The organism is Microbacterium galbinum, from assembly GCF_023091225.1.
Classification (GTDB): Bacteria; Actinomycetota; Actinomycetes; order Actinomycetales; family Microbacteriaceae; genus Microbacterium; species Microbacterium galbinum.
The window spans coordinates 1039174-1059399 of the sequence record NZ_JAHWXM010000001.1 but is presented as its reverse complement, the minus strand read 5'-3'; the positions used below and the strand labels follow the sequence as shown (position 1 = coordinate 1059399).

Annotated in this window: 24 protein-coding genes; 10 read left to right on the top strand and 14 right to left on the bottom strand. The window is 69.2% G+C overall.

What is annotated here, in order from left to right; translation table 11 throughout:
• The first annotated feature begins 5 nt into the window (after positions 1–5).
• Both KZC52_RS05230 and KZC52_RS05225 read left to right on the top strand, forming a co-directional pair.
• Positions 6–743 (top strand): class I SAM-dependent methyltransferase, encoded by a 738-nt coding sequence (locus tag KZC52_RS05230; RefSeq protein WP_247622999.1) that lies wholly within the window; start codon positions 6–8, stop codon positions 741–743.
• A 2-nt stretch (positions 744–745) separates the two neighbouring features.
• Positions 746–898: a hypothetical protein gene (locus KZC52_RS05225; RefSeq protein ID WP_247622998.1), complete on the top strand. Its 153-nt coding sequence runs from the start codon at positions 746–748 to the stop codon at positions 896–898.
• 52 nt (positions 899–950) lie between these two features.
• Here the strand turns inward: KZC52_RS05225 and KZC52_RS05220 are convergent, their stop codons facing one another.
• Positions 951–1340 (bottom strand): hypothetical protein, encoded by a 390-nt coding sequence (locus tag KZC52_RS05220; protein WP_247622997.1) that lies wholly within the window; start codon positions 1338–1340, stop codon positions 951–953.
• Between the two features lie 135 nt (positions 1341–1475).
• Here KZC52_RS05220 and ychF point away from each other — a divergent pair, with 135 nt between their 5' ends.
• On the top strand, positions 1476–2549 hold the full coding sequence (ychF, locus tag KZC52_RS05215) for a redox-regulated ATPase YchF (RefSeq protein WP_247622996.1): 1074 nt from the start codon (positions 1476–1478) through the stop codon (positions 2547–2549).
• Positions 2550–2564: 15 nt separating this feature from the next.
• Here the strand turns inward: ychF and KZC52_RS05210 are convergent, their stop codons facing one another.
• Positions 2565–3353, bottom strand: a complete 789-nt coding sequence (locus KZC52_RS05210) for an alpha/beta fold hydrolase (protein ID WP_247622995.1) — start codon at positions 3351–3353, stop codon at positions 2565–2567.
• 83 nt (positions 3354–3436) lie between these two features.
• Between KZC52_RS05210 and KZC52_RS05205 the strand changes: the two genes are divergently transcribed.
• Positions 3437–5203 (top strand): GNAT family N-acetyltransferase, encoded by a 1767-nt coding sequence (locus KZC52_RS05205; protein WP_247622994.1) that lies wholly within the window; start codon positions 3437–3439, stop codon positions 5201–5203.
• 12 nt (positions 5204–5215) lie between these two features.
• Here KZC52_RS05205 and KZC52_RS05200 read toward each other — a convergent pair whose 3' ends face one another.
• A complete protein-coding gene (locus tag KZC52_RS05200; RefSeq protein ID WP_247622993.1) occupies positions 5216–5491 on the bottom strand; it encodes a hypothetical protein in 276 nt (91 codons plus the stop codon).
• A 38-nt stretch (positions 5492–5529) separates the two neighbouring features.
• Positions 5530–6738 carry a N(5)-(carboxyethyl)ornithine synthase gene (locus tag KZC52_RS05195; RefSeq protein ID WP_247622992.1) on the bottom strand — a complete coding sequence of 403 codons (1209 nt, stop codon included), beginning with the start codon at positions 6736–6738 and terminating at the stop codon, positions 5530–5532.
• Between the two features lie 144 nt (positions 6739–6882).
• On the opposite strand from KZC52_RS05195, the gene KZC52_RS05190 reads away from it, so the two are divergent.
• Positions 6883–7536 (top strand): alpha/beta fold hydrolase, encoded by a 654-nt coding sequence (locus KZC52_RS05190; RefSeq protein WP_247622991.1) that lies wholly within the window; start codon positions 6883–6885, stop codon positions 7534–7536.
• A 25-nt stretch (positions 7537–7561) separates the two neighbouring features.
• Entirely contained in the window at positions 7562–9226 is a 1665-nt protein-coding gene (locus KZC52_RS05185; RefSeq protein ID WP_247622990.1) for an ABC-F family ATP-binding cassette domain-containing protein, read from the top strand.
• Positions 9227–9229: 3 nt separating this feature from the next.
• On the opposite strand, the gene KZC52_RS05180 is transcribed toward KZC52_RS05185, so the two are convergent.
• The 3 genes from KZC52_RS05180 to KZC52_RS05170 all read right to left on the bottom strand — a co-directional run bounded on the left by KZC52_RS05180 (position 9230) and on the right by KZC52_RS05170 (position 10599).
• Positions 9230–9574, bottom strand: coding sequence for a LysR family transcriptional regulator (locus KZC52_RS05180; RefSeq protein WP_247622989.1), 345 nt, complete (start codon positions 9572–9574; stop codon positions 9230–9232).
• A 111-nt stretch (positions 9575–9685) separates the two neighbouring features.
• Positions 9686–9985 carry a Fe-S cluster assembly protein HesB gene (locus KZC52_RS05175; RefSeq protein ID WP_247622988.1) on the bottom strand — a complete coding sequence of 100 codons (300 nt, stop codon included), beginning with the start codon at positions 9983–9985 and terminating at the stop codon, positions 9686–9688.
• A gap of 107 nt (positions 9986–10092) precedes the next feature.
• Positions 10093–10599: a GNAT family N-acetyltransferase gene (locus KZC52_RS05170; protein ID WP_247622987.1), complete on the bottom strand. Its 507-nt coding sequence runs from the start codon at positions 10597–10599 to the stop codon at positions 10093–10095.
• A gap of 90 nt (positions 10600–10689) precedes the next feature.
• Here KZC52_RS05170 and KZC52_RS05165 point away from each other — a divergent pair, with 90 nt between their 5' ends.
• Positions 10690–11244 (top strand): Dps family protein, encoded by a 555-nt coding sequence (locus tag KZC52_RS05165; RefSeq protein ID WP_247622986.1) that lies wholly within the window; start codon positions 10690–10692, stop codon positions 11242–11244.
• A 57-nt stretch (positions 11245–11301) separates the two neighbouring features.
• Here the strand turns inward: KZC52_RS05165 and KZC52_RS05160 are convergent, their stop codons facing one another.
• Entirely contained in the window at positions 11302–11814 is a 513-nt protein-coding gene (locus KZC52_RS05160; RefSeq protein WP_247622985.1) for a DUF6328 family protein, read from the bottom strand.
• Positions 11815–11880: 66 nt separating this feature from the next.
• On the opposite strand from KZC52_RS05160, the gene KZC52_RS05155 reads away from it, so the two are divergent.
• Positions 11881–12087, top strand: a complete 207-nt coding sequence (locus tag KZC52_RS05155; RefSeq protein WP_247622984.1) for a hypothetical protein — start codon at positions 11881–11883, stop codon at positions 12085–12087.
• Between the two features lie 4 nt (positions 12088–12091).
• On the opposite strand, the gene KZC52_RS05150 is transcribed toward KZC52_RS05155, so the two are convergent.
• Both KZC52_RS05150 and KZC52_RS05145 read right to left on the bottom strand, forming a co-directional pair.
• Positions 12092–12682 (bottom strand): 1-acyl-sn-glycerol-3-phosphate acyltransferase, encoded by a 591-nt coding sequence (locus KZC52_RS05150; RefSeq protein ID WP_247622983.1) that lies wholly within the window; start codon positions 12680–12682, stop codon positions 12092–12094.
• Positions 12683–12704: 22 nt separating this feature from the next.
• On the bottom strand, positions 12705–13310 hold the full coding sequence (locus KZC52_RS05145; RefSeq protein ID WP_247622982.1) for a carboxymuconolactone decarboxylase family protein: 606 nt from the start codon (positions 13308–13310) through the stop codon (positions 12705–12707).
• A gap of 110 nt (positions 13311–13420) precedes the next feature.
• Here KZC52_RS05145 and KZC52_RS05140 point away from each other — a divergent pair, with 110 nt between their 5' ends.
• Positions 13421–13570 (top strand): hypothetical protein, encoded by a 150-nt coding sequence (locus tag KZC52_RS05140; protein ID WP_247622981.1) that lies wholly within the window; start codon positions 13421–13423, stop codon positions 13568–13570.
• Positions 13571–13593: 23 nt separating this feature from the next.
• Here KZC52_RS05140 and KZC52_RS05135 read toward each other — a convergent pair whose 3' ends face one another.
• Complete coding sequence (locus KZC52_RS05135) at positions 13594–15072, bottom strand: MDR family MFS transporter (RefSeq protein ID WP_247622980.1); 1479 nt, start codon at positions 15070–15072, stop codon at positions 13594–13596.
• A 166-nt stretch (positions 15073–15238) separates the two neighbouring features.
• Here KZC52_RS05135 and KZC52_RS05130 point away from each other — a divergent pair, with 166 nt between their 5' ends.
• Complete coding sequence (locus tag KZC52_RS05130) at positions 15239–17308, top strand: ABC transporter ATP-binding protein (protein WP_247624708.1); 2070 nt, start codon at positions 15239–15241, stop codon at positions 17306–17308.
• 21 nt (positions 17309–17329) lie between these two features.
• On the opposite strand, the gene KZC52_RS05125 is transcribed toward KZC52_RS05130, so the two are convergent.
• Genes KZC52_RS05125 through KZC52_RS05115 form a run of 3 tightly spaced genes read right to left on the bottom strand, consistent with a single transcriptional unit; the run spans position 17330 to position 20224 of the window.
• Positions 17330–18100, bottom strand: a complete 771-nt coding sequence (locus tag KZC52_RS05125; protein WP_247622979.1) for an SDR family NAD(P)-dependent oxidoreductase — start codon at positions 18098–18100, stop codon at positions 17330–17332.
• 16 nt (positions 18101–18116) lie between these two features.
• On the bottom strand, positions 18117–19064 hold the full coding sequence (locus KZC52_RS05120) for a glycosyltransferase family 2 protein (protein WP_247622978.1): 948 nt from the start codon (positions 19062–19064) through the stop codon (positions 18117–18119).
• Positions 19065–19087: 23 nt separating this feature from the next.
• A complete protein-coding gene (locus KZC52_RS05115) occupies positions 19088–20224 on the bottom strand; it encodes a cysteine desulfurase family protein (protein ID WP_247622977.1) in 1137 nt (378 codons plus the stop codon).
• Positions 20225–20226 lie beyond the last annotated feature (2 nt).

Below are 20226 nucleotides of genomic sequence, written 5' to 3'. Positions count from 1 at the left end.
ACGACATGGCGGACAGCAGAGCGACGTCGTTCGGCGCGCAGGCGCAGGACTACGAGGCGGGGCGACCCGAGTACCCCTTCGACGCGGTGGCATGGATGCTCGAGATTTTGCCCGCCGGTGCGCAGCGCGTCGCGGACGTCGGGGCCGGAACGGGCAAGCTCACCCGAGCCATCGCGCACGCTCCGGGGGCTCAGATCGTCGCGATCGATCCTGACCCGGCCATGCTCGCCGCCCTGCGCGAGAACGTGCCGGGCGTGCCCACGTTCCTCGGCACCGCCGAATCCCTTCCGCTGCCGGACGACAGCCTCGACGCCGTCGTGCTCGGCCAGGCCTGGCACTGGGTCGACCCGGTCCGAGCCTCCGCCGAGATCGGACGTGCGGTGCGCGCGGACGGAGCGCTCGGGCTGATCTGGAACATTCGCGACGAGCGTGTCGAGTGGGTGCGCGACCTCAGTCGCATCATGCACCGAAGCGCGGCGGAGGAGGCTCTGGCCGCGGGTGATCCTGTGATCGCCGCCCCCTTCGACACGCTCGAGAGCGAGAGCTGGGAATGGTCGCGGCCGATGACACGCGAACAGCTCCACCGCATGGCCTCGTCGCGCAGCGCGGTGATCACCGCGACACCCGAGGAAAGGGAGCGCATCCATCGGGAGATGGACGCCCTCTTCGACGACCTCGAGTTCACCGACGGAGTCATCGATCTGCCATACGTGACGAAGGCGTTCCGCGCCCGTCGCGGGTAGGCATGGTCGAGCGCGCGGTCGACCCTGCAGGCGCGAGAGCCCGTATCGGATGGGCGCGCAGACACAGCCGCACCGTCACAGCCCTCATCGTCGTGGGCGTGGTGATCGCGCTGATCGTCGCCGACGGCATCCGCCGCTCCTTCGGACTCGAATAGGGAACTCCGACGAGCACCTGCCCCGGGTGATCGCGGGCGGCGAGTGCTCCGCTTACTCGGCTATCGCGCAGGTGTCGTCGTTCTGCCACTGCCACTCGCCCAGGGGTACCGCGTCGGAGTGAACTGTCATCGTCGAATGAATGGATGCTCCGATCGATAACGTCTTCCACGCACCGGACGGGCGGGAGAAATGCACGACCTCTCCCTCGGCGGACGGCCTCAGGTCGGAGAGGGGCACGATGTCGATGCCGTCGCCGGTCGCACGCTCCGACGCGAACGACCTCGCGTACCAGTCCGAGGAATCGGCGACGCAGGTCACGTAGTCGATCGAGCCATCGAAGTTCACGCGAACGGCTGACGGGTGCACGGCGGTGCAGCCGACGAGCGCCGCGAGTGCGGTCGCAGCGGTGAAAGCGGATGCCACGGCTCTGAGCTTTCGCATGTGTGTGAGGTTAGTGACGCGGGCGATCCGCGGGTACGTGCGTTGTGCGATCGTTACGGCGTTCGCGCGGCAACGCCACCCGTGGGCGCAACGGTCAACCGGCGGGCCATCCCGCGACAGGTAGACTCGTTCCCCGTGGCTCTCACTATCGGAATCGTCGGCCTGCCCAACGTCGGCAAGTCCACCCTCTTCAACGCACTCACCAAGAACGACGTGCTCGCAGCGAACTATCCGTTCGCGACGATCGAGCCCAACGTCGGCGTGGTGAACCTGCCGGACCCGCGGCTCGACAAGCTCGCGGAGATCTTCGGCAGCGAGCGCATCCTGCCCGCTGCGGTGTCGTTCGTCGACATCGCCGGCATCGTGCGCGGCGCCAGCGAGGGGGAGGGGCTGGGCAACCAGTTCCTCGCGAACATCCGCGAGGCCGACGCGATCGCTCAGGTCGTGCGTGGTTTCGCCGACGACGACGTGGTGCACGTCGACGGTGCGGTGAACCCGGCATCCGACATGGAGACGATCAACGCCGAGCTGATGCTCGCCGACCTCCAGACCGTCGAGAAGGCGATCACCCGGTACGAGAAGGAAGTCCGCGGCAAGAAGATCGACCCGTCGGTCCTCGATGCGGCGATCGCGGCGAAGGACGCTCTCGAGCGCGGTCAGCTGCTCTCGGTCAGCGGCCTCGACCTCGAGCCCATCCGCGAACTCGGGCTCCTCACCGTGAAGCCCGTCATCTTCGTCTTCAACGTCGACGAGGCAGTCCTCACCGACGACGCACGCAAGGCAGAGCTCGCCGCGCTCGTCGCTCCGGCTCAGGCGATCTTCCTCGACGCCAAGATCGAGTCGGAACTCATCGACCTCGATCCCGAGGACGCCGCCGAGCTGCTCGCGGCGACCGGCCAGGACGAGTCCGGCCTCGACCAGCTCGCCCGCATCGGCTTCGCCACGCTCGGACTGCAGACGTACCTCACCGCCGGTCCGAAGGAAGCGCGCGCCTGGACGATCCCGCAGGGTGCCAAGGCTCCGCAGGCGGCCGGTGTCATCCACACCGACTTCGAGAAGGGCTTCATCAAGGCGGAGATCGTCTCGTTCGAGGACCTCGTCGAGACCGGATCGGTCGTCGAAGCCCGCGCCAAGGGCAAGGCCCGCCTCGAGGGCAAGGACTACGTCATGAAGGACGGCGACGTCGTGGAGTTCCGCTTCAACAACTGAGCGGGGTCGGCGCGATCAGCTGACCGCTCCGTGACGGCCGAGATCCTGCCTCAGCACCTCGGGCCAGACTTCGATGTCCTCGGGCGCGCGCGCAACCGTCAGGGTCGCGTGCGGGAGGATCTCGACGAGTGCCTCCGCCGTCGACAGCGGATGCCCCGGGTCGTCGGTCCACGCCAGGATCGATGTCGGCACCTCGATGCGGGCGACGGCCTCTGGCGTGGGCAGATCGCTGAGTGCCGCCCCTCGCAGGACCGACGGCAGAAGCGTCTCGGTGACGTCGGGCCCCGGATCGGGCACGGCCTCGGCCTCTGGCGAGGGTGCGGGGCCGCGCGTGCTCGCGAGGTACGCCTCCATACCCTCGGCGTCGATGAGATCGGCCGCGGCTCGGTAGTTCGCGGCCTGAGCGGGTCGGGTATCCCACGCCGTGGGCGGCGCCATGAGCGTGAGTCCGGTGAAGCGTTCCGGCGCGATCGTCGCAGCGTGCAGCAGTGTCGCGGTGCCCATGGAGGGGCCGACGCCGTGAACGCGCTCGCCCGGGAACCAGTGGTCGAGCAGTCGCAGGAGGTCGTCGGCGAGGGTCTGCCAGCGATAGTCCTCGGGGACCTTCCGTCCGGTTGACCGGCCGTGGCCGCGCGCGTCGTAGCGCAGCAGTCGCGTTCCGCTGAGTCCTCGGCCGAGGTCGAGCTCGAGTCCTCGATCGCGCGCCCGGCTCGCGGTGAGGCCGTGCAGCTGGACGACCGGGTGTCCGCCTTCATCGCTCATGGCGACGGCCAGCTCGGCTCCGGGCACCTCGAATGTGGGCATCAGGCTCCTCGCTCGGTGATGACCGTATTGGTTCGGTGGTCGGTGTGATCTCCAGGTTATCTGGGGGATATATGGTGCTACCCATGCGCCTGACCAATGTGACGCACCTCCGTCTCCCGTTCGGACGCCTCTGGGGATACGACGTCACCGCGTCCGCGCCCGGACGGCGCCTCCCCGTGTCGTTCGACCAGCGCCTCCATGTCGGGGCGGGCGATCGACCCGGCTCGTGGATGGCGCTCTCCTTCCGGCTGCCTGCACCGATTCCTCGCGCGTCGATCGCCGACGCCTGGCTGGAGGTGATCGCTCGACATGGCACCCTGCGGACGGCGTTCGTCGCCGGTGCAGACGGCGAGCCGGAGCTCCACGAGATCGAGATCGGTCCCGGTAGTTGGGTCGAACATCAGGTCGGCTCGGGGCAGGCCGTCAACGACGCATTGCGGGATGTCCTCGATGAGGCGTGCTCGCCGTACCGGCATCCGTCGCACCGCCTCTGCGTGTTGGAGACCGCTGCCGGTCTCACGGTCGTGATCGCTGCGGACCATGCGCACGTCGACATGTGGTCGATGCTGGTGATCGCGCGCGACCTGCTGTCCGCGCTCGACGCCGGGCGCGTCGGTGCGCAGCCGACGTCGCGGCCGGCACCGGCATTCGTCGAACACACGCAGACTCTGTTGGATCGGGATGCGGCACCCGACCACGTGCGTCGGCGGTGGGAGGACATCATCGACGGCAGCGGTGGCGTGATGCCGCAGTTCCCGTTGTCGCTGGGTACTCCCGAGCCGCATCGTGAGCGCGTGGAGGTGCGCGATGTGTTCGATGTCGACGATGCCGCGGCCTTCGCCGCACAGGCGCGCGACGACGGCGTCTCGACCCTCGCGCGCGCCGTCGTCGCGATGACCGCGGTGACCCGAGAACTGGCGGATGCCCCGCTTCGCGCCGTGTTCCCCGTGCACAGCCGATTCGAGGACACCTGGCACGACTCGGTCGGATGGTTCATCACCAACTCCGTCCTCGAGTCGGACGTCGCAGAACCGCTCGCGGCGGCGGCCGCAGTCAAAGAGGCGGTGCAACTCGGCGCCTGGCCGCTCGCGGACGTCCTCGCGCCGTGGGGCGGCATGCCCGTCGCCCCCGGGATGTTCGCGATCTCGTGGCTCGACCTGCGCAGGCTTCCCGTGCGCATCGACTCCGTCGGCCTCGACGCCCAATACGTCAGCGCGGCGACCGACACGGACGGGGTCATGCTGTGGTTCATCCTGGATGAGTCGGGCCTGCACCTGAGATGCCGCTACCCCGACACGGCGGAGGCTCGCGCGAACGTCGGCGGATGGCTCGACCTCCTCGTCGCCCGGCTGCAGGCGGATGCGCGGTCGTCCGTGCGGGGACGCCTGCAGGTGGCGGGCCGAGAGTTTCGGCTCGAACGGGCGAATCGAGACGACATCGGGGCCATCGCCGCGCTGCTTCTCGACGATCAGTTCGGCCGGGATCGGGAGAGCGTCGAGCTCGAGCGCTACGAGGCGGCCTTCAGCGCGGTCGCGCGCGACGGATCCAACTACCTGGGGGTCGTCCGCGACAGCGACGATCACGCGGTCGCCACGATGCAGCTGACCGTCATCCCGGGCCTCTCCCGCGGTGGGTCGACGCGGCTCCAGATCGAGGGACTGCGCGTCGCTGCAGGGACGCGGTCACAAGGGCTGGGCGCGGCGATGCTCGAGTGGGCGCACGAATTCGGGCGAGTGCGCGGGGCCCGGCTGTCGCAGGTCACCACCGACGATGCGCGGGAGCGGACTCGCGCCTTCTACACCCGACACGGGTACCAGACCGCCCATGTCGGACTGAAGCGGGAGATCTAGCCGAGTCAGCCGCTAGAGCGTCCACACCGAGAGCATCTGCCAGCCCTCGGGAACCTGCGCCTCGAGCGCGCCCATGTCGTCGGCCGAGATCTCGCGGACGCCGTCTCGGCGATCGAACCGGGCCGTCGCCTGGATGCCCGCCGTGCCCTTGAGCATCCGTACCGGGGCCGAGACGAGGTCGAACCCGTCCGGTGCATGGCTCGAGATCTGCGCGTACACGTCGTCGAGGGACGCGCCGGCGACCTCGACGGTGTGCGATTCGACGGGGCGGATGAGAGCGGCGAGCATCTCCCCAGCCTAGATCGACGGGCGCGGGCGCACGGTCATCACGCCGCCGACGGACGTCGCTCGATCTGCGGATGCGGGTATGCCGGGTCGCGGTCCTGGAAGCTGAGAATGCTCGGATTCTGGACCACGCCGTCGCGGATCTCGATCGCGCGGGCGAGCGTGCTGCTCGCGTCCCAGGAGGCCTCTCCCTCCATCACCGAGCGGAGGAAGGGCAGCGTCGCCTCGCTGATCTCCCAGGTCGCCGAGTTCCAGAGGTACGAGGGGCTGTGGTCGACGGCGTAGTAATCGACGCCTTCGCCGACGGTGAACATCGGTTCGTCGAAGGTCGTGGGTGTCGCCCACTCGAATCCCATGCCCTCGTCGCAGGAGACATCGATGATGAGACTTCCCGACGTGAATCCCTGCAGGTCCTCCGTGCGCAGATAGGTCATCGGCGCCGCGACGTCCTGCAGTGTGCAGTTGACGACGATGTCGTGCGACGCCAGGAAGTCCGGCAACAGCACGTCACCGGCATCCGTGACGACCGTGCTGAGGTGGGTGGCCCCGCTGCCATCGGTGTTCAGCTGCGTCATGTGCGCATTGTGGATGGGAGAGCCGACGGCCGCCACTCCGCGTTGCGTGAGCACCTGGATGTCGTGGATGCCGTGCGCGTTGAGCGCGGTGACCGCGCCGCGCGCCGTCGCTCCGAAGCCGATCACGACCGCGCTGAGGCGTGGACCGTAGTCGCCGGTCGAGCCGACCAGGCTCAACGCGTGCTGCACCGAGCAGTAGCCCGCGAGCTCGTTGTTCTTATGGAACACGTGCAGGCTCATGTCTCCCTGCGGCGTCCAGTGGTTCATCGCCTCGAACGCGATCAGCGTGAGGCGGTTGTCGATCGCGGTCTGGGTGATCGCGGCATCCTGCACGCAGTGCGGCCAGCCCCACAGCGTGCGCCCCGCGGGGATGGCGGCCACATCGGCCGCCTGCGGCTTGGGCAGCAGCAGCACATCGGCGGAGGCGAGCACCTCGGCGCGGTCGGCGACTCGTCCGACGCGCGACTCGATGTAGCCGGGGGAGAGCCGGAAGTCGGCGCCGTATCCGCGCTCGACGACCATGCGCGCCCGGAGGTCCGGGTCGATGCGGTCGAAATGGTGGGGGTGGATCGGCAGTCGTCGCTCGTTCTCCATCGAGGAGCCGGCGAGGAGACCGAGTGAGAGCAGAGCGGCAGTGGAGCGGGGTGCGGCGTCGGACAACGTGATTCCCATCATCGGAGAACCAGGGTCAGTTCCTTCTCCGACAGTACGCCCCTGGCCTGTGCGGCGGGGCCGCATGTGCGGCACCCGGCTTCGTGACTTCCGCGACCGCCCGGTACGCTGGGTAAGGCCCACCTCACAAAAGGAGACTGCCGCACTATGGCTGACATTCAGATCTTCGAACCCGCAGGACGCGCGATCCCCTTCACCGCAGAGGGTGAGGGCCCCGCACTGATCCTGATCGCCGGGCACGGTCTGAACGTCACTTACCTCGAGCTGCTGTCGCACTCCGTGTCGGAGGAGGACTTCCGGGTCGTGAGCATCGGCTCGCGTCGCCCCTCGGATGCCGCGGTCACGATGCACGACCTCGCGCAGGACGTCGTCGACGTCATGTCGCACCTCTCGATCTCGGATGCCTGGGTCGGAGGTCACGCCTTCGGCGGTGCGGTGGCACGCGTCGTCGCTCTCGACCACCACGATCGTGTCAACGGCGTGCTCCTGCTCGGCGTGGACGAGACCGGCCCTTCGGCCGAGGCGCTCGCCGCGATCCCCGCCCCGGCCCGCGACGCCGAGGTCGACGCACTGCAGGCCGCCGCGTGGGAGACCCCCGCTCCGCTCGCCGAGGGGCTCCCGGTGCTCGTGGTGCAGGGCACCGACGACCCGATCGCCCCGGTCGTCAACGGCGAGAAGCTGCAGGCCGCAGCCCCCGACCGCGTGAGCGTCGTGGGCGTCGACGGCGGCGGATACCTCTTCCCGTTCACCCACATGGGGGCGACCTCCTGGGCGATCGAGGACTACCTCGACTGGGACTGACCTCTCGGGCTGAGAGGATGGTCTGATGACCGCCACCCTCGTCGCCCAGAACCTTTCCGGTGGGTACGGCCACCGCGTCCTCTTCGAGGGTGTCGACCTGACGGTCGCTCCCGGCGACGTCATCGGCGTGGTGGGCGCGAACGGCGCCGGCAAGTCCACCCTCCTGCGCCTGCTCGCGGGGGCGGATGCTCCGATCGAGGGGAGCGTCGCGCTCGCACCGGCCGACGCCTTCGTCGGGTGGCTGCCGCAGGAGCACGAGCGCGTCGCGGGCGAGAGCGTCGCGGACTACATCGCGCGTCGCACGGGCTGTGCCGAAGCGACGAGACAGATGGATGCCGCGGCCGAGGCTCTCGGCGATCCCTCGCTCGCGGCACCCGGTGTCGACCCGGCCGATGCCTATTCGACCGCTCTCGACCGCTGGCTCGCGAGCGGGGCGGCCGACCTCGACGAACGTCTGCCGGCGGTGCTGGCCGATCTCGGGTCGTCGAGCGGCGGCGCGCTGACCCCCGAATCGATGATGACGGCGCTCTCGGGCGGCCAGGCGGCGCGGGTCGGTCTGGCGGCGCTGCTGCTCTCGAGGTTCGACGTCGTGCTGCTCGACGAGCCCACGAACGACCTCGATCTCGACGGCCTGGATCGGTTGGAGGCGTTCGTGCGAGGTCTTCGCGGCGGCGTGGTGCTGGTCAGCCACGACCGCGAGTTCTTGGCGCGCAGCGTGACGAAGGTGCTCGAGCTCGACCTCGCGCAGGGGACCAACCGCCTCTACGGCGGCGGGTACGACGCGTTCATCCAGGAGCGCGCGACGGTCAAGCGACATCTGCGCGAGCAGTACGACGAGTTCGCCGAGAAGAAGGCCGATCTGGTCGCCCGGGCGCGGACGCAGCGCGAGTGGTCGAGCCAGGGCGTGCGCAACGCCATGAAGAAGTCTCCCGACAACGACAAGATCAAGCGCAAGGCGTCGATGGAGTCGAGCGAGAAGCAGGCTCAGAAGGTGCGCCAGATGGAGAGCCGCATCGCGCGCCTCGACGAGGTCGAGGAGCCCCGTAAGGAGTGGAAGCTCGAGTTCACGATCGGGTCCGCACCGCGCTCCAGCACCGTCGTGTCGACGCTGAACGGGGTGGTCGTCCGACAGGGGACCTTCACGCTCGGACCGGTGACGCTCCAGGTCGATGCGGGCGACCGCATCGGGATCACGGGTCCGAACGGTGCAGGAAAGTCGACGCTTCTGCGAACCCTTCTCGGCACGCGCAGCCCCGACGAGGGGAGCGCGAGCCTCGGCAGCAGCGTGCAGATCGGCGAGATCGACCAGGCGCGCTCCCTCCTCGTCGGCGACGCGGCGCTCGCGGATGCCTTCGAACTGCTCGTGCCCGAGATGGCGTCGGCCGACGTGCGCACGCTGCTGGCCAAGTTCGGACTCAAGGCCGACCACGTCACGCGGCCGGTCGATGGCCTGTCTCCGGGGGAGCGCACCCGCGCGGCGCTCGCGTTGCTGCAGGCACGCGGTGTGAACCTGCTCGTGCTCGACGAGCCGACGAACCACCTGGATCTGCCGGCGATCGAGCAGCTGGAACAGGCCCTCGAGTCGTACACGGGCACGCTGCTGCTCGTCACGCACGATCGGCGGATGCTCGACGCCGTCGAGACGAACCGGCGCTGGAACGTCACCGACGGGAACGTCGCCGAACTCTGAGCGTCAGCGCCCCTGACGCTTCTTGTACGGCTTGGGCTGGCCCTTCACGATCGGGGCCCTGCCTTTGCCCTTCGATGCCTTGGCCTTGCCGCCCGCCGGGGCGACGTTCTTTGGGGCGGGCGGGGGCGCAGCAGCGACGGCGGCCTGCGCCTCGACGAGGAAGAGCTCGCCGACGTGCGTGAGTCGCGGCGTGCCCTCACGATTGATCAGCGCGTGCCCGACCTCTTCCTCGAGTTTGTCGAGCGACGTGTAGAGCGAGGCGAGGGGGATGCCGAGCGACTCCGCGGCACGCGGGAAGTGGAGCGTCTCGGCGAGGACGACGTAGCGGCGCAGGAGGGCGATCTTCATGGTGGTGCCTTCGGGTCCGCGGCGATCGCGGCTCTGCTCCCAACCTACGGGATCGGCCGGACACAGCGGATGCCGCGGCTCTGGTGAGCCGCGGCATCCGAAGTCTGTGGGTCAGGCGACCTGGGGCAGGACCGCGAACGACACGGCCCCCTCGTCGTCGACGCCCGCGTCGAGGATCTTGTCGTCGAGGGCGACGGCGGCGGTCTCATCGAGGAACAGACGCGTTCCCGAGATCTCGACCACCTGGTCCTGCGGCTCGGGATCGGTCGTCACCAGCACGGCCAGGCGGGACTCGCCGCTGGGGCCCTGGGCCTCGGTGGAGTGGATGCGGAGGCCGGCATCCGGAGCTTCGCTCTGGCGGCTCACGAGGGTGGTGACGATGGCGGAGGCGTTATCGGTGAGGGTGAGCACGAGACTCTCCTTCCGGTTGGGGCACGCCGCGGTCGCGACGTGTCCGGGCCACGATGCCGAAACGGGGACGCGCTTTCAACCTCGACGCGCCGGTTCGGAGGAACCTCTCACCTGGGCAACAGCTTTCGCAGGAACACCTGCTCGGTCCCGTCCCCGTCGGGGATCCTCTCGCTCTCCACGTAGCCGCACGCCTCGTACAGGCGGATGTTCGCCTCGCTCAGGCTGCCGGTGAACAGTTCGGCCTCCGGGGCCGCCGATGCCTGCTCGGCTGCTTCCAGGAGCGCCCGTCCGATTCCTTCCCCCTGCATATCGGGGGCGATCGCGATCCGTCCGATCAGGAGGAGGTCGGTGCCGTCTCGGAAGCGGATCGCACCGACCACCCGACCGTCGAGACGGGCGGCGAAACCCTCGCCCGCGGCGAGTTCCGCGCGCATTTCGTCGAGGGTCTGCGTCAGCGGCGGCATGTCGGCGCTGCCGTAGATCTGCGCCTCCGAGACGAACGCGGCGCGCTGAATCGTGAGCACTTCACCGGCGTCCTCCTCCCGAAGAGGGGAGATCTCGAGGGTCGCGCCCTCGTGCGGATGATTCTGCGATGTCTTTTCTCGTGCGGTCACCTGCCTACGTTCGGTGTTGCCGTGCCGGGGTGTCAACCCCCTCGGAAAGGCGGATGGTGAACGATACGTTCGCCTTCAGGAGGTCAGAAAATGGCAAGCAAGACCACGTCCACGTCGGCCGCGAAGAAGACCGGCACGAGTAAGCGCGGCGCGAAGACGACGCGCACCCAGAACGCGGAGAAGGGCTTCACCGCCTCGTCGACGCTGGCGGCGAATCTGCAGGCCGTGCTCGTCGATCTGCTCGAACTCTCCCTGCAGGGGAAGCAGGCGCACTGGAACGTCGTCGGTCGGAACTTCCGCGACATGCACCGCCAGCTCGACGAGATCATCGACGACGCGCGAGCATTCAGCGACACGATCGCCGAGCGCATGCGTGCACTGCACGCCGTGCCGGACGGCCGGAGCGCCACGATCGCCGCAGCGACCTCTCTCCCGGAGTTCCCGGCGGGAGAGGTGTCGACCACCGAGACGGTCGACCTCATCACCGAGCGCCTCGAGGCCACGGTCGGCACACTGCGCGATGTGCACGATGCCGTCGACGACGAGGACCCGACCTCCGCAGATCTTCTCCACGCCATCATCGAACGCCTCGAGCAGTTCGCCTGGATGGTGAGTGCGGAGAACCGAGAGCCTGCGGGGCGCTGAAGGGAGCGATCCGCACGGCCGCGCGTCAGGGGAGCGGCGCGTCGGGGTGCGGTCGGGTCAGTCCTTCGGGCTGTCGCCCGGCCGCACCGAGTTGCGGATGATGCGCGGGAGAACGACCCACAGGGCACCGACCGCGACGACCGCGGCGACGAGGGCGATGAGACCCGCGGTGCGATTCACGGTGAAGTCGACGATGAGAGTGGTCACCCCGATCGTCAGCGCTCCAATGACGAGGAGATCGATCTTCACGATGCGCGCGGCGATGTGCACGAGTTCGGGTTTGCGCCGTCGGCCGAAGAAAGCGCGGTGCATCCCCACAGGCGCGAGGGCGAGGATCGTGGCGATCGCGGCCAGCGCCACCAGCACGACGTACAGATCGCGCTGCAGCTCGTCCATGTCGGTGAAGCGCGGCTGGAAGGCGACGGCGAGCAGGAATCCCGTGAGGATCTGCGTGCCGGTCTGCATCACCCGCAGTTCCTGCAGCAACTCGTCCCAGTTGCGATCAGCCCGCTCGTTGGGGGTCTCGTCGCGACCATCCGCACGGTCGTCGAACTCGGACGCAGCACTCATGGACTCAGTCTGTCGATTGGGTCGGATGCCTGTCCAGACGCGCGACCCGAAGGGGAGAATGACCGCATGACTCTTCCACCGATCCGCGACTGGTGGCCGCAGCTCTCCATCGACGCGCGACGCACCCTGCTCGACGGTGACCTCCCTCACCTCACCGACGCCGTGCGCGAGGAGATCCGCGAGATCACCGGTGCGGTGGTCGGCATGCAGGAGACGCTGTCGGACGACGACCTCGACTATGCGCGCGCCGAGGTCGAGGCATCCGAGGAGTGATTCCTCAGCCGATGGGCGTATCGGTCGGCTGCTCCTCGCGCAGGCGCGGTTCGGTGCGGCGTTCCGGGCGCACGCCCGCCTTGTCGGCGTAGAAGGCGCGGATTCGGTCCATGTCGGAGCGCACGTCGCCGGTGACTTCGATCGTCGGGCCGAGCCCCGTCGTCATGGTCGTTCGGTCGACGAAACCGAGCGTCAGCGGCATCCCGGTCTCGGTCGCGATGCGGTAGAAACCCGACTTCCAGAAGTCGTTGCCCCCGCGCGTGCCGTCCGGCGTGATGACGAGACCGAAGACCTCGCCCGCATGCACCTGGCCGACGACGTCGGACACGACCCGCCCCGGGTTCTCGCGATCGACGGGGACACCGCCGAGTCGTCGCATGATCGGGCCTTTCCAGCCGCGGAAGAGGCTCTTCTTGCCGAGCCAGTGCACATCGATCCCGAGCCGCCAGGCGATCGCGAGCATGAGGACGAAGTCCCAGTTCGAGGTGTGCGGTGCTCCGATGAGGATCGTGGGCCGCGTGGGGACGGCGTCGCGCCCGACGAGCGTCCAACGGCTGAGGGCCCAGAAGAGACGGGCTATCGAACGCGTGATCATCTCTCCACCGTAGGGGGAGCGGCTATCCGTCCGCTGGCGACGAGGATGCCTCGGAGTCGCCGGCGAGGCGGATGAGAGCGGCCGCCGTACCCGGGGGAAGCCCCGGCACGGCGTCGACGGGCACCGCGAGGGCCTGCAGTGCGCGGCTGAAATAGTTGCGGAGTGACGCCGCGAGCGTGATGTCGACGATCTGCCGATCGGTGAACCCGAGATCGCGCAGCTCCTGGGAATCGGCATCCGTCATCGCCCGGGGTGTGGTCGACAGGCGGGCCGAGTAGCGCACGACCGCCTGCTCGGCCGGGCCGAATCCGCGATCGTCGTGAGCCGTGAACGCCGCCAGGCCGGCCTCGTCGAGCACCCCGACGGCGAGAGCGCGTCGACCGTGCGCCAGCAGACAGTGCGTCGAACCGATCGCGCGTGCGGCGCCGAGGGTCGCAGCCTCGTAGACCCGCACGCCGATCGACGGCACGACGGCCCGTATCAGCTCTTCGAAGGCGGCGTGCGCCTCGGGATTGATCGCCATCGCCTGGGTGTGGACGTAGACGAATCCGTCTTCGGCTATGTCGTCGGCGTACATCTCGGCGGCGTGCCCCGCGACGGATGCCGCATCCGGGGGAGTGATGATCATCGCTGCTCCTTCGCCTCGACTCTCGTGTCCACAGCGAACGTTACGCCGCGCGGGCGCGACGCAACACCCGGATCGACGCCGCTGCCTCAGGACAGGCGTACGATCGAGGGATGACCGATCAGCAGGGAGACACCACCGAGCAGGACGCCGCCCTCGGGCTGGCACCTCTGCCCGGAACCCTCAACCTTCTCGACGGGGAAGCCGCGGGCCTCTGCAGCGGCGGCGTCTGCCACTTCCCCGCTCCGAAGAAGACGGGATAAGCGCCAGACGCCGCCATGCGGCGTCAGTGTCCGCCGTGGAACTCTCCGCCGGCGTCGTCGGCCGGCTTCCGGACGAACGGGCTCAACGCCACGGCCGCGAGCGAGATGATGGCCGCGATCAGGAACGCCATGCGCGCGCCCGGTGCACCGGCCAGTGCGGTCGAGAGACCCTGCTCCTCGCCCGAGTGCAGGATCGCCGAGTAGGTGACGAGCAACACCGCGACACCGGCCGCCCCCGCCACCTGCTGCATGGTGTTGAGCACGGCCGAGCCATGCGAGTAGAGCGAACGCTGCAGTGAACCGAGCGATGCCGAGAACAGAGGCGTGAACGACATCGCGAGGCCGACCGACATCACGGCCTGCACGATCACCAGCACCCACCACTCGGTGTGCTCGCTGACGGTCGAGTAGAAGAACAGCGCGGCAGAGACCAGGATCGTGCCGGGGATCAGCAGCGGGCGCGTGCCGCGCGCGTCGTACACGCGACCCATGATCGGGCCGAGCAGACCCATCAGCACCGAACCGGGGAGCAGGATGAGGCCCGCGGAGAAGGACTCGAGTCCGACGACGTTCTGCAGGTACTGCGGGAGCAGCGTGAGCGTTCCGAACATCGACAGCGCGAGGATCGACATGATGATCACCGAGAAGGTGAAGTTCGTCGAACGGAAGACGCGCAGGTCGAGCAGCGCGTCGTCGACGCGCTGGAGCACGAGCTGACGCCAGACGAACAGCCCGAGCGAGACGACGCCCACGACGAGCGCGATGACGCCCGTTGTCGCACCGGCTCCGGCGCCCTCGCCGCCGAGCTGGCTGATGCCGAACACGATTCCACCGAAGCCGAGAGCGGCGAGCGGGATGGAGACAACGTCGAGGGGCATACGGCGCGTCTCGCCGAGGTTCGTCATCCAGCGGATGCCCATGGCGAGGGCGATCAGGGCGATCGGAAGGATGATCGCGAACAGCGCGCGCCAGTTGAACACCTCGAGCACGGCGCCCGCGAGCACGGGGCCCGTCGCGGGAGCGAGGGAGATCACCATGCCGACGCGACCCATCATGCGCCCGCGCGACTGCGGGGGCACGACGTTCATGATCGTCGTCATGAGCAGCGGCATCATGATTCCCGTGCCGACGGCCTGGATCACGCGGCCGACGAGCAGCACGGCGAAACCGGGGGCGATCAGCGACACCAGGGTGCCGAGCGAGAACGAGATCATCGCGGCGATGAACACCTGACGCGTCGTGAAGCGCTGAAGGATGAACCCGGTCGTCGGGATCACGACGGCCATGGTGAGCATGAAGGCGCTGGTGAGCCACTGACCGAGCTCGGGCGGGATGCCGAGGTCGGTGTTGAGGTGGGGGATCGCGATCCCCATAGTGGTCTCGTTGAGGATCGCCACGAACGCGGCGACCAGGAGCAGCCAGATCACCCGCATGTCGGAACGCGCGATCGTCCCGTCGGCGGGAGCGGTGGTCGGGATCGACCCGGTGTCGACGGCAGACATACGGCCTCCAGGGCACAGGAAAGAGAGAGAACGGTGCGCGAGTGCGCCAGGATCATTCAGCGTAACCACAGGATCGGACATTTCATTCCGAGCGGGCGATATATCTGCTGAGGGCGGACGCCGCGACCCCGATGTCCCCACCGCTGGCTACGCTGACCTCATGAGCATGGGCGGCGGAATGGGTGGGAGGCATCCCGGGGGCTTCCGCGGTGTCGACGAAGATGCGCAGCGCCGGCTGAACGCCGAGGCTCCGCGCATCAGCGGCCTCGGAGCCCGAGTGGTGACGCTCTTCCGCCCCTACAAGTGGCGGATCGTCGTGACCGGCATCCTCGTCGTGCTGGGCGCGGGCATCGCCGTGATCCCGCCGCTGATCGTGCAGCGCGTGTTCGACGATGCGCTCTTCCCCGTCGACGGCGGCGGTCCGCACCTCGAGCTCCTGGTCTGGCTCGTGGTCGCCATGATGGGGCTCTTCCTCGGGTCCGCGGCGCTCGGCGTGGCGCAGACGTGGCTCACCTCGACCGTCGGCAACAGCGTCACAGGAGATCTGCGGGTGCGCCTGTTCGAGCACCTCCAGGCGATGGAGCTGGGGTTCTTCACCCGCACCAAGACCGGCGTGATCCAGTCGCGCCTGCAGAACGATGTCGGCGGTGTCTCCGGTGTGCTGACGAACACCGTCACGAGCATCCTCGGCAATGCGGTCACCGTGATCGCCTCGCTCGTGGCGATGATCCTGATCGACTGGCGTCTGACCCTCATCGCGATCATCCTCATGCCGTTCCTGATCATCGTGCAACGCCGGGTCGGGCAGGTGCGTGCGCGGATCGCGGGCGAGACCCAGGAGTCCCTGTCGGAGCTCACCTCGATCACGCAGGAGACCCTGAGCGTCTCGGGCATGCTGCTGTCGAAGGCGTTCAACCGGCAGCGCGCGGAATCGCAGCGCTACCAGGCCGAGAACCGCAACCAGGTGCACCTGCAGGTGCGTCGGGCGATGAGCGGCCAGGGCTTCTTCGCGGTGGTGCAGGTCATCATGGCGAGCGTGCCGGCGATCATCTACCTGGTCTCGGGCTACCTCATCGCGGGAGGGACCGGCGCGATCACCGCCGGCACCGTCGTCGCCTTCACCACGGTGCAGGCGCGACTCCTGCAGCCGCTCATGGGCCTGATGCGCGTCTCGCTCGATCTGCAGACCTCTTCAGCCCTGTTCGCGCGCATCTTCGAGTATCTCGACCTGGTGCCCGAGATCGAGGACGCCCCCGATGCGCTCCCGGTGGCGGATGCTCCGGGGCCGCGAGGGCGCGTCGAGTTCCGCGAGGTCGTGTTCCGTTATCCCGACGCGACCGATGACGCCCGGCCCACCCTCGACGGGGTCTCGTTCGTCGCCGAGCCCGGCCAGCACGTGGCGTTCGTCGGTCCGTCCGGAGCGGGAAAGACCACGGTGCTCTACCTCGCTCCGCGCCTGTACGAGGCCCGCGGCGGAGCCGTACTCTTCGCCGGCGCCGACGTGCGCACGCTCACGCAGGAATCGATCATCGACGACGTGGGCATCGTGTCGCAGGAGACCTACCTCTTCCACGCGACCATCCGCGAGAACCTGCTGTACGCCAAGCCCGACGCGAGCGAGGAGGAGCTGGTCGAGGCGGCCACGGCGGCGAACATCCATCACATCATCTCGGGGTTCGAGAACGGCTACGACACCGTGGTGGGCGAGCGCGGATACCGTCTGTCCGGCGGCGAGAAGCAACGCATCGCCATTGCGCGCGTGCTGCTGAAAGACCCTCCCGTCCTGCTGCTCGACGAGGCGACGTCGGCCCTCGACACGGTGTCGGAGCGCGTCGTGCAGGAGGCGCTCGACGAGGCCGCGAAGGGCCGGACGACGATCTCGATCGCACATCGACTCTCGACCGTGATGGGCGCCGACGTGATCCACGTGCTCGAGGCGGGGCGCATCGTCGAGTCCGGTACCCACGCCGAGCTGCTCGCGCACGACGGGCTCTACGCCGAGCTCGCCGCCCAGCAGGTGGCCGCGTCCCGTGTGCTCGCGACCGAGGCGGCCGTCGAGATGACCGTTTCGGGCGGAGTGGCCGGCGCACTGCGCGATCGCCGGGCCGATCGCGCTCCGGAAGACCCCGTGTCGGCCGACGCGGTCGAGACGCTGACGGCATCCGTCCCGCTGACGGCCGCCGTGCCGCTCCTGGATGCCGCGACGGACGATCGGGTCTATCCGCCGCAGGAGTGAACGGCCGCGACCGGATCGTGATCAGTGCGCCGAGAGACCGCCGTCGACGAAGAGCGAGTGCCCGGTCACGTAGGCCGAGCCTGCGCCGGCGAGGAAGACCGCAGCACCCGCGAAGTCCTCGGGCAGTCCGTTCCGCCCGATCATCGTGCGCGCGGCGAGACTCGCGACAGCCTGCGGATCCTGCTGCAGCCGGGCGTTGAGCGGTGTCAGGACGAAGCCGGGAACGAGCGTGTTGCTCGTCACCCCGGTGCCGCCCCAGGCCTCGGCCTCGGAGCGCATGAGGGACTCCACGGCACCCTTGGATGCTCCGTAGATGCCGCTCGTGGCGAAGGCGCGGTGCGCCTGCTGTGAGCTGATGTGGATGAGGCGCCCATAGCCGCGCTCCGCCATTCCGGGCGCGAAGCGCTGTCCGAGCAGGAAGGGCGCGAGCGCGTTGACGGTCATGGTCGCGTCCCAGTCGTCCTCCGTGATCTCGGCGAAGGGCGGGCGGATGTTGATCCCGGCGGAGTGCACGACGATGTCGGGCTCACCGAACGGTCGTGCCGCGTCTTCGGCGGCGGCGCGGATGCCGTCGCGGGAGCTGAGGTCCCCGACCACTCCCTCCGCGGTCCCGCCGGCATCGCGCAGCGCGTGAACGGTCTCGGCGATGCGCTCGGAGCCGCGGGCGACGATCACGGTGGACGCACCCGCTCCGGCGAGGGCGGTCGCTATCCCGCGCCCGATCCCGGAACTGCCGCCCGTGACGATCGCCGTGCGTCCGGTGAGCGAGAAGAGGCTGTCGAGGTAGGTCATGGGGTCTCCGGGTGCGTCACCAGCTGAGGGCGGCGGTGAGCGAGTGGTCGGGGGAGGCGTGGGCGAACTCGGGAAGCGCCTCGATCTCGGTGACGAACTCCGAGACCGCCGCTGCGTAGGCGGGGTCGAGGTGCGTGCGGGCGATCTCGTGGAGCGGGGGCAGATCCATCGCGACGATGAGCGAGAGACGGGCGGCGACGGCGTCGTGCGCTCCGGCATCCTGCAGCACGCGGATGCCGCCGCGCAACGCCGCGAGGTAGTCCAGCAGCACGGGGAGCCGAGCCTTGCCCTGCGTGATCGAGGTGCCGTCGGCGCGGACCCGCCAGTGCGCGACCACATCGGGGATCACGTCGAAGGCGGTCGCCCGGGTGTACATCAGCTGCGCCACGACCTGATCCTCGTAGGCGACTCCTTCGGGGAAGCGCAGGTCTCCCCAGAAGTCGGTGCGGCTGATCTTCGACCAGGCCACGATGTTCGCCGACGCGGCCGGGTGGTCGAGGATCGTCGTGCCGAGGCGCTGCGGGTCCGTGGCCGTGGCTACCCAGGGCTGCACGCGGCCGGCCACGTAGGAGTCACCCTGCGCGCGCGTGCGCACGTACGCTCCCGCCACGAAGTCGCTGCCGCTCTCGGCGAGGGTGCCGGTGAGGCGGGCGAGCGCGGTCGGGGTGAGTTCGTCATCGGCATCGAGGAATCCGAGGAGGGGCGTGTCGACGAGCTCGAGTCCGGCGTTCCGCGCGGCACCGAGACCGTGAGTCTCGTCGCGGCGGAGCAGGCGGAAGCGCGGATCGTCGGCCGCGGCCGCCCGGAACACATCATCGGTGGCGTCGGTCGAACCGTCGTCGACGAGGATCGCCCGCCAGCGCGGCTCGGTCTGCGCGCGCAGCGAGTCGATCGCGGCGGGGGCGAAGGCGGCGATGTCCCGCCCGGGGACGATCATCGTCACGATCGGGTCGGGTGCGCTCACCCCCCGATTCTATGGCCGCGGGGTCAGGCGAGGACGGCGCGCACCGACTCCGCGACGAGCCGGGCGAGGTGCTCGGGGGCGTCGTCGGGGAGCGCTCCGCGACCGAAGGTGAAGCGCACCGAGGTCTGCGCGATCGCGGGGTCGATTCCGCACGCCAGCAAGACGGGGGAGGGCTCGTCGCTGCCCGCCGCGCACGCCGAGCCGCTCGACGAGACCATCCCGCGTCGCTCGAGTTCGAGCAGCACCGATTCCCCGCTCGTGCCGGCGAACGTGAAGCTCGCGGTTCCGGGGAGCCGCTGCGCAGGGTCTCCCGTGAGCGCCGCCTGTGGCACCGCCGTCAGGACCGCGGAGATGAAACGAGCCGTCGCCCGCCCGACCCGCGTGGCGACATCCACCCGTTCGGCCTCGGCCAGGTCGAGAGCCGTGGCCAGCGCCACCGCTCCCGCGACGTTCTCGGTTCCCGACCGACGCCCGCGCTCCTGCCCGCCGCCGTGCAGCAGGGGTTCGAGCGGAACGCGCCCGCGCACGGCGAGAGCGCCGGTTCCCTTCGGGGCACCGAGCTTGTGCCCGGCGATCGAGACGGCATCCGCACCCAGTCCGTCGAGGGGCAGCCACCCGGCGGACTGCACGGCGTCGAGATGCAGGGGCACCCCGGCATCCCGGGCGAGATCGGCGAGTGACGCGGCATCCTGCACCGTGCCGATCTCGTTGTTCGCATGGCCGACGCTCACGAGCGCCGTGTCGTCGCGCAGGAGTGCCTGCAGGTCGGATGCCGCGATCCTTCCGCATCCGTCGACGGGCAGGAGCGACACCTCGATGCCGTGGAAACGGCGCAGGAAGTCCGCGGACTCGAGGATCGACTCGTGTTCGATCGGCGAGACGATCAGATGGCGCTTGCCTTTCGCGAGGGCGCCGAGCGTGATGCCCTTGACCGCCAGGTTGTTCGCCTCGGTGCCGCCCGAGGTGAACACCACGTCACCGGTACGCATGCCGAGCGCCCGGGCGACACGACGTCGCGCGTCGTCGAGTGCGCTCGCCGCGGCTTCGCCCACGGTGTGGTGGCTCGAGGGGTTGCCGAAGACGTCCGTGAGATACGGCCGCATCGCCTCGAGGACCTCCGGGCGCACCGGCGAGGTCGCGGCGTGATCGAGGTAGAGCACCC